The sequence below is a fragment of the Streptomyces sp. WAC06614 genome, from assembly GCF_003949795.1.
In the GTDB taxonomy this organism is placed as follows: Bacteria; Actinomycetota; Actinomycetes; order Streptomycetales; family Streptomycetaceae; genus Streptomyces.
The window spans coordinates 1-7,448 of the sequence record NZ_RPRY01000327.1 but is presented as its reverse complement, the minus strand read 5'-3'; the positions used below and the strand labels follow the sequence as shown (position 1 = coordinate 7,448).

The window sequence follows — 7,448 nt, the reverse complement described above, 5'->3', positions numbered from 1 at the left end:
GGTGGGGTCAGGCGTTGACGCCGGTGTTGCCCCAGGCACCGTTCAGGAGGCCGATCACGGTCGCGGTGTTGCCGACCACGTTGACCGGGAGGTGGACGGGCACCTCGACCAGGTTGCCGGCCGCCACCTGGGCCCGGCGGGCCACCCGCTCCACCGGACGCAGGGCCAGCGCCCGCGCCGAGATCTCCGAGGCCGAGACCGCCCCGCCATGCCCCGACCCGTAGGCCAGGGAGACCATCAGGCCCACCCGCCGGGCCAGCTCCAGGACCCGGACCGCACGCGGCGGGTAGCCGGGCGCCAGCGCCTCCCGGCCGGCCTCCGCCCTCGCCCGGTACGCCGACAGCGCCGCCTCCGCCACCGGCCCCGAGGCCGCCACGTCCAGGCGGGTCAGCACCGCCGTCGCCTCCCGCAGCGCCTCCGCCAGCTCCCGCTCCGCCTCACCGAGCGAGGGCACGTCCGCCGGCGGGGCCTCCCGCACCGGCAGGCACTGCCACTCCACCGCGACGTGCACATCACCCGCCGGCCCCGCCTCCGCCACCACGGGCACCAGCCCCAGCGCGGCCCCGACGCACACCACGGCCTCCTCCGCCTCCAACGCCCTCGCGTTGAACTCCGGCGGACCGCTCAGCCCCAGCGGATGCCCCGGCGCGGGCAGCGCCACCCGCAGCCCCGTCACCCCCAGCCGTCGCAACCGGCCCAGCGCGAGCGTCAGACCCACCGCGGACGATTCCCCCGGCAGCCCCACCACCCGGTGCACCGCGTCCTCGCCCACGATCGACAGCACGGCCTCGTCGGGCGAGACGAGACCGGCCAGCAGAGCGTTTCCCCAGGCGGCCAGCCGCCCTGAACGTGGTTCCACAAGCATTCCCCCACCCTACGCAGCCCACCCGGTCCGGGCCCCGGCCCCTGACCGCCCGCGGAGTGGCGTAGGTTTGCCTGGGGCTGCGCCCACAGGCGCACAGAGAACCGTGACTGCAAGGGGTGACAACACGCTCATGAGCGATGTACTGGAGCTGGTGGACGTATCCGTGGTCCGCGAGGGCCGGGCTCTGGTGGACCAGGTCTCCTGGTCGGTCAAGGAGGGGGAGCGCTGGGTCATCCTCGGCCCGAACGGCGCCGGCAAGACCACCCTGCTCAACGTCGCCTCCAGCTACCTCTTCCCCACCAAGGGCACCGCCACCATCCTCGGCGAGACCCTCGGCAGGCCCGGCACGGACGTCTTCGAGCTGCGCCCCCGCATCGGCGTGGCCGGCATCGCCATGGCCGACAAGCTCCCCAAGCGGCAGACCGTCCTCCAGACCGTCCTCACCGCCGCCTACGGCATGACCGCCACCTGGCAGGAGGAGTACGAGGAGGTCGACGAGCAGCGCGCCCGTGCCTTCCTCGACCGCCTCGGCATGAACGACTACCTCGACCGCAAGTTCGGCACCCTCTCCGAGGGCGAGCGCAAGCGCACCCTCATCGCCCGCGCCCTGATGACCGACCCCGAGCTGCTGCTCCTCGACGAGCCCGCCGCCGGCCTCGACCTCGGCGGCCGCGAGGACCTCGTCCGCCGCCTCGGCCGGCTCGCCAGCGACCCCGTCGCCCCCTCCATGGTCATGGTCACCCACCACGTCGAGGAGATCGCCCCCGGCTTCACCCACGTCCTGATGATCCGTCAGGGCAAGGCGGTCACCGCCGGCCCCATCGACCTCGAACTCACCTCCCGCAACCTCTCCCTCTGCTTCGGGCTCCCGCTCGTCGTCGAGCGCAACGAGCACCACCGCTGGAGCGCCCAGGGTCTGCCCCTGCGCTGACCCCCGCCCTTTCGCAGCGCCTTCCGCGCACCCTGTCCGCACCGCCGCCGCCGGACCTACCATGACCATGTGGACATCGACGCATGGGTGTGGTGGCTCATCGGCGCGGTCGGACTGGGCATTCCGCTCGTCCTCACCGCCATGCCGGAGTTCGGCATGTTCGCCGTCGGCGCGGTCGCGGCCGCGGTGACGGCCGCCCTCGGCGGGGGAGTGGTCGCCCAGGTCCTGGTGTTCGTGGTGGTCTCGGTCGCCCTCGTCGCCGTGGTCCGGCCGATCGCCGCCCGCCACCGCGACCAGCGGCCCCAACACCGCACCGGCATCGACGCGTTGCGGGGCCGCACCGCCGTCGTCCTCGAACGGGTCGACAGCAGCGGCGGCCGCATCAAGCTCGCCGGGGAGATCTGGTCCGCCCGCGCCCTGGACGCCGGCACCAGCTTCGAACCCGGCCAGCAGGTGGACGTCGTAGAGATCGACGGAGCGACCGCCGTCGTCATGTGAACCCTGGACCGCGCGCCGAGCGCCGCCCGTCCAGACGCGAGTTCAGAACAGCAGCCAGAAGGGTACGGGGAACCTCATGCAACCGATCATCATCGTCCTGATCATTCTGGTGGTACTGGTCTTCATCGCCCTGGTCAAGACGATCCAGGTGATCCCCCAGGCCAGCGCCGCCATCGTCGAGCGGTTCGGCCGCTACACCCGCACCCTCAACGCGGGCCTCAACATCGTCGTCCCGTTCATCGACTCCATCCGCAACCGGATCGACCTGCGCGAACAGGTCGTCCCGTTCCCGCCGCAGCCGGTGATCACCCAGGACAACCTGGTCGTCAACATCGACACCGTCATCTACTACCAGGTGACCGACGCCCGCGCCGCCACCTACGAGGTCGCCAGCTACATCCAGGCCATCGAGCAGCTCACCGTCACCACCCTGCGCAACATCATCGGTGGCATGGACCTCGAACGGACCCTCACCTCCCGCGAGGAGATCAACGCGGCCCTGCGCGGCGTCCTCGACGAGGCCACGGGCAAGTGGGGCATCCGCGTCAACCGCGTCGAGCTCAAGGCCATCGAGCCGCCCACCTCCATCCAGGACTCCATGGAGAAGCAGATGCGCGCCGACCGCGACAAGCGCGCCGCCATCCTCCAGGCCGAGGGCGTCCGGCAGTCCGAGATCCTGCGCGCCGAGGGCGAGAAGCAGTCCTCCATCCTGCGCGCCGAAGGTGACGCCAAGGCCGCCGCCCTGCGCGCCGAGGGCGAGGCCCAGGCCGTCCGCACGGTCTTCGAGGCCATCCACGCCGGCGACCCGGACCAGAAGCTGCTCTCGTACCAGTACCTCCAGATGCTCCCGAAAATCGCCGAAGGCGACGCCAACAAGCTCTGGATCGTGCCCAGCGAGATCGGCGACGCCCTCAAGGGCCTCTCCGGCGCCATCGGCAACTTCGGTCCCACCGGCGGAGGTTCGAGCAACATCCCGCGCCAGGAGCCCCCCGCCTCGGAACGCCGGGAGAACCCCCCGATCGACTGAGCACACCGCCCGCTCCTGCATGATCAGTGAGGCCCCTCGACCTTCACGGCGGGGAGGCGACTCACTGATCCGAAGGAGATGGCCTTGTCCATCTGGGAAGCACTCGCGGTCCTCGCGGCCGGCATCGGCGCCGGCACCATCAACACCATCGTGGGGTCCGGGACCCTGATCACGTTCCCGGTCCTGCTCGCCGTCGGCCTGCCGCCGGTCACCGCCAACGTCTCCAACACCCTGGGCCTGGTCCCCGGATCCCTCAGCGGCGCCCTCGGCTACCGCGAGGAACTCCGCGGCCAGGGCCGGCGCATCCGCGCACTCGCCGCCACCACCCTCGTCGGCGGCCTGGCCGGCGCGATACTGCTGACCACGCTGCCGTCGGACGCGTTCGACACCATCGTGCCGGTCCTGATCGCCCTCGCCCTGGTCCTCGTCGTCACCCAGCCGCTCCTCGCCAGGAAGCTCCGCGAACGCACCCGGCGCACCGGCCGCACCACCCACCCCGACGGGGGACCGGCCCTGCACACCGGCATGCTGCTGGCCAGCGCCTACGGCGGCTACTTCGGCGCCGCCCAGGGCGTGCTCTACCTCGGCCTGATGGGCCTCTTCCTCGACGAGGACCTCCAACGCGTCAACGCCGTCAAGAACGTCCTCGCCGCCCTCGTCAACGGCATCGCCGCCGTCTTCTTCCTCTTCGTCGCCGACTTCGACTGGACCGCCGTCCTCCTCATCGCCCTCGGCTCCACCCTCGGCGGCCAGATCGGCGCCAAGGTCGGCCGCCGCCTCCCCCCGACGGCCCTGCGCGCGGTCATCGTGGTCGTCGGCATCGTCGCGATCGTCCAACTCCTGCTGCGCTGAGACCCGTACGGCCGCCACACCGCCACCGCCACGCGAACGGGGTCCTGCACGGCCCGGAACGGCCGTGCAGGACCCCGTGGGCCCGGAGAAGGACGGGCGAGCGGCCTACGCGGCCCCCGCCGACGGCGCCAGCCAGTCCGGCAGCGCCTCCCGCTGGCTCGCCCCCAGCCCGAACAGCATCGCGTCCGTCGCGCTCGGCTCGAACGGCTGCCGCAGCAACGGCATCCCCGCCTCCTCCGGCGTCCGGTCCGCCTTGCGGTGGTTGTCCTCGGCGCACGAGGCCACCGTGTTCAGCCAGGTGTCCCCACCACCGTGCGACCGGGGCACCACGTGGTCCACCGTGGTGGCCCGCCTCCCGCAGTACGCGCACCGGTGCTGGTCCCGGACCAGCACGCCGCGCCGCGACCACACCGCATGTCTTCGGAAGGGCACCCGGACATACCGGCACAACCGGATCACCCGCGGCATCGGAAGATCCACACTGGCACCGCGCACACGGAGCTCGGGGTGCGACTGCTCGACGACGGCCTTGTCCTGGAGCACCAGCACCACCGCACGATTGAGCGTCACCGTCGACAGCGGCTCGAAGCTCGCGTTCAGTACCAGCGTGTCCCGCATCTCGCCCACCTCCCGTGTGCAGGCCCGCGACCACCCTGGCGGCAGGGCCCGCAACCACTCTGGACGCGGGCGCCACGCGGGACAACGCATTAAAAATGCCCGGTCCTGGTCTCCTTTAGACCAGGACCGGGCAAACGAGAGGCGAACGATCAGCCTGCGACCGGAGCCTCGTACTCCGCGACCAGCTGTGCGCGACCCAGCGTGTGGAAGCGCAGGTGGAAACCGACGACCGCAGGAGACACGTCGTCCCCCGGACCCAGCTTCTCCTGGTCCACCGCGTAGACGGTGAACACGTAACGGTGCCGCTCACCCGCCGGCGGCGCGGCCCCGCCGAAGTCCTTGCTGCCGTAGTCGTTGCGCACGTGCACCGCCCCGGCCGGCAGCCCCTCGAACTTCCCGCTGCCGGCCCCGGCCGGCAGCTCCGTCACCGACACCGGCAGGTCGAACAGCACCCAGTGCCAGAACCCGCTGCCCGTCGGGGCGTCCGGGTCGAAGCACGTCACCGCGAAGCTCTTCGTCCCCTCCGGGAACCCCTCCCACCGCAGGTGCGGCGAGCGGTTCCCCTCCGCGTACACCTGCGCCGGACCCAGATCCGCACCCGGCTCCAGGTCGTCGCTCACCACGGAGAACGTGTGCACCTCGGGATGGAAGTCGTGCGGAAGCGGCGCCCTGCGCTGTTCGGTCACTGCTGGACCCTCCTGATCGCCAACGTGTGCTGGCCCGAGCCTAGAACGGGTCAGAACCAGTTGCGCCGCGAACCCACCGAAGCGATCCACTCGTTCAGGTAAGCCGCCCAGTCGGTTCCCTGGAACGAGTGCAGCCCGACCTGGAAGCAGCGGTAGGTGTCGCTGCCCTCGGTGAACAGACCCGCCTTCTTGTCCATCTCCAGCACCACGTCCATCTCGTGGCCGTCCGCGACGAACGTCAGCTCCACCTGGTTCAGCCCCCGGTACTGCTGCGGCGGCAGGAACTCGATCTCCTGGTAGAACGGCAGCGTCTGCCGGGTACCCCGGATGTGTCCGCGCTCCATGTCCGCGCTGCGGAAGCGGAAGCCCAGCTGCCCGAACGCGTCCAGGATCGCCTGCTGCGCCGGCAGCGGGTGCACGTTGATCGGGTCCAGGTCACCGGCGTCGATCGCCCGGGCGATCTCCAGCTCGGTGCTGACCCCGATGTGCATCCCGTGCAGCGGGTGCCCCGCGAAGTGGGTCACCGGAGTCTCCCAGGGGATCTCCAGGCTGAACGGGACCTCGTGCAGCGCACCGGCCTGCACCTGGAAGGCCCCGCCGAGCCGCTGCTTGGTGAAGACGATGTCCTGCTTGAGCTCCTGGTCGCCGCTCTCGACCTCGACCCGCGCCTGCAGACCGATGTTCAGGCCCTCGATCTGCTGCTCCACGCTGCCGCCCTGGATCCGGACGACACCCTGGACCACGCCGCCGGGCACCACGTTCGGCTCGGTGATGATCGTGTCCACCGAAGCACCACCGGCACCGAGGGCCGCGAACAGCTTCTTGAACCCCATCCTCGTTACTCCCCTAGCTCAGGCTCGTTGTGTACCTCTACCAACGCGGAACCATAGGCCCCGGTTGCAGACGTACGCGTTCCACTACGCTCGACCGGATGAGCGCGCGACCCGACCGTACGCCCCTGGACCGCAGCTTCTACGACCGGCCGGTCCTCACCGTGGCCCCGGACCTCCTCGGCCGCACCCTGGTCCGCCGTACCCCGGACGGCCCCATCGAGCTCCGTATCACCGAGGTCGAGGCCTACGCGGGGGAGGCCGACCCGGGCTCCCACGCCTACCGCGGCCGCACCGCCCGGAACGCATCCATGTTCGGTCCGCCCGGACACGCGTACGTCTACTTCATCTACGGCATGTGGTTCAGCCTCAACCTGGTCTGCGGACCCGAGGGCCACGCCAGTGGAGTGCTGCTGCGGGCCGGGGAGATCACCGTGGGCGCGGACCTGGCCCGCAAACGTCGATCGTCGGCCAGAAAAGACACAGAACTGGCCAAAGGCCCGGCCCGCCTCGCCACCGCCCTGGACATCGACCGCTCCCTGGACGGCACCGACCTCTGCGCCGGCCCACCCTCCCCCCTGTCCGTCCTGGCGGGCAACCCCGTGCCCGCCGACCAGGTCAGCACCGGTCCGCGCACCGGAGTCGGCGGCGGCGGGGCCCACCACCCCTACCGCTACTGGATCACCCACGACCCCACGGTGAGCCCGTACCGCGCCCACACGCCACGTCGCCGCTCAACTTGACTCGGCCTTTGCAGCCCCCTAACGTAGCCCGAGCCGCTTGAACCGGGGCCCTGCTGTCAGCACCCCCCGAGCGGCCAACCACTACCTACGGACACACCCTGGCGGGGATGAATTCGGCATGCCCGAATTCGGTTGCCGCCGCTCGATTATGAGTCACCGGGGAAATCCGCTAACGTAGTGACCACGCCGGAAGGGAAAAGCGCGAAAGCGCCGGAACCGGAAAGCGCCGAGGAAATCGGGTCCGGAAAGATCTGATAGAGTCGGAAACGCAAGAACGAAGGAAGCGCCCGGAGGGCCCGGAAACGGGAACGAAGGAAGCGTCCGCACCTTGAGAACTCAACAGCGTGCCAAAAATCAACGCCAGATATGTTGATACCCCGTCTCTCTGGAGACGAGGT

9 protein-coding genes are annotated in these 7,448 nt (G+C 70.6%); 5 read left to right on the top strand and 4 right to left on the bottom strand.

The genetic code is table 11. The features are described 5' to 3' along the window. Positions 1–7: 7 nt before the first annotated feature. Complete coding sequence (locus EF918_RS29585; protein ID WP_125652006.1) at positions 8–865, bottom strand: chaplin; 858 nt, start codon at positions 863–865, stop codon at positions 8–10. 130 nt (positions 866–995) lie between these two features. Between EF918_RS29585 and EF918_RS29580 the strand changes: the two genes are divergently transcribed. The 4 genes from EF918_RS29580 (at position 996) to EF918_RS29565 (ending at position 4,173) form a co-directional block, all read left to right on the top strand. Further along, positions 996–1,796 carry an ABC transporter ATP-binding protein gene (locus tag EF918_RS29580; protein WP_125652005.1) on the top strand — a complete coding sequence of 267 codons (801 nt, stop codon included), beginning with the start codon at positions 996–998 and terminating at the stop codon, positions 1,794–1,796. A gap of 69 nt (positions 1,797–1,865) precedes the next feature. Continuing rightward, complete coding sequence (locus EF918_RS29575; protein WP_125652004.1) at positions 1,866–2,294, top strand: NfeD family protein; 429 nt, start codon at positions 1,866–1,868, stop codon at positions 2,292–2,294. 76 nt (positions 2,295–2,370) lie between these two features. Next, positions 2,371–3,321 carry an SPFH domain-containing protein gene (locus EF918_RS29570; protein ID WP_125652003.1) on the top strand — a complete coding sequence of 317 codons (951 nt, stop codon included), beginning with the start codon at positions 2,371–2,373 and terminating at the stop codon, positions 3,319–3,321. A gap of 78 nt (positions 3,322–3,399) precedes the next feature. Next, complete coding sequence (locus tag EF918_RS29565) at positions 3,400–4,173, top strand: sulfite exporter TauE/SafE family protein (RefSeq protein ID WP_185921975.1); 774 nt, start codon at positions 3,400–3,402, stop codon at positions 4,171–4,173. A gap of 105 nt (positions 4,174–4,278) precedes the next feature. Here the strand turns inward: EF918_RS29565 and EF918_RS29560 are convergent, their stop codons facing one another. The 3 genes from EF918_RS29560 to EF918_RS29550 form a co-directional block, all read right to left on the bottom strand. Continuing rightward, positions 4,279–4,791, bottom strand: coding sequence for an HNH endonuclease (locus EF918_RS29560; RefSeq protein WP_125652001.1), 513 nt, complete (start codon positions 4,789–4,791; stop codon positions 4,279–4,281). Positions 4,792–4,940: 149 nt separating this feature from the next. Next, a complete protein-coding gene (locus EF918_RS29555) occupies positions 4,941–5,477 on the bottom strand; it encodes a YbhB/YbcL family Raf kinase inhibitor-like protein (protein WP_125652000.1) in 537 nt (178 codons plus the stop codon). A 50-nt stretch (positions 5,478–5,527) separates the two neighbouring features. Next, positions 5,528–6,310 carry a sporulation protein gene (locus EF918_RS29550; RefSeq protein ID WP_125651999.1) on the bottom strand — a complete coding sequence of 261 codons (783 nt, stop codon included), beginning with the start codon at positions 6,308–6,310 and terminating at the stop codon, positions 5,528–5,530. A gap of 98 nt (positions 6,311–6,408) precedes the next feature. Between EF918_RS29550 and EF918_RS29545 the strand changes: the two genes are divergently transcribed. Further along, a complete protein-coding gene (locus EF918_RS29545; RefSeq protein ID WP_125651998.1) occupies positions 6,409–7,050 on the top strand; it encodes a DNA-3-methyladenine glycosylase in 642 nt (213 codons plus the stop codon). The last annotated feature ends 398 nt before the right edge of the window (positions 7,051–7,448 follow it).

Coding starts and splice junctions, on each gene's coding strand:
- EF918_RS29585 (WP_125652006.1), bottom strand. CDS start 865: ATGCTTGTGGAACCACGTTCAGGGCGGCTGGCCGCCTGGGGAAACGCT.
- EF918_RS29560 (WP_125652001.1), bottom strand. CDS start 4,791: ATGCGGGACACGCTGGTACTGAACGCGAGCTTCGAGCCGCTGTCGACG.
- EF918_RS29580 (WP_125652005.1), top strand. CDS start 996: ATGAGCGATGTACTGGAGCTGGTGGACGTATCCGTGGTCCGCGAGGGC.
- EF918_RS29545 (WP_125651998.1), top strand. CDS start 6,409: ATGAGCGCGCGACCCGACCGTACGCCCCTGGACCGCAGCTTCTACGAC.
- EF918_RS29565 (WP_185921975.1), top strand. CDS start 3,400: ATGGCCTTGTCCATCTGGGAAGCACTCGCGGTCCTCGCGGCCGGCATC.
- EF918_RS29570 (WP_125652003.1), top strand. CDS start 2,371: ATGCAACCGATCATCATCGTCCTGATCATTCTGGTGGTACTGGTCTTC.
- EF918_RS29550 (WP_125651999.1), bottom strand. CDS start 6,310: ATGGGGTTCAAGAAGCTGTTCGCGGCCCTCGGTGCCGGTGGTGCTTCG.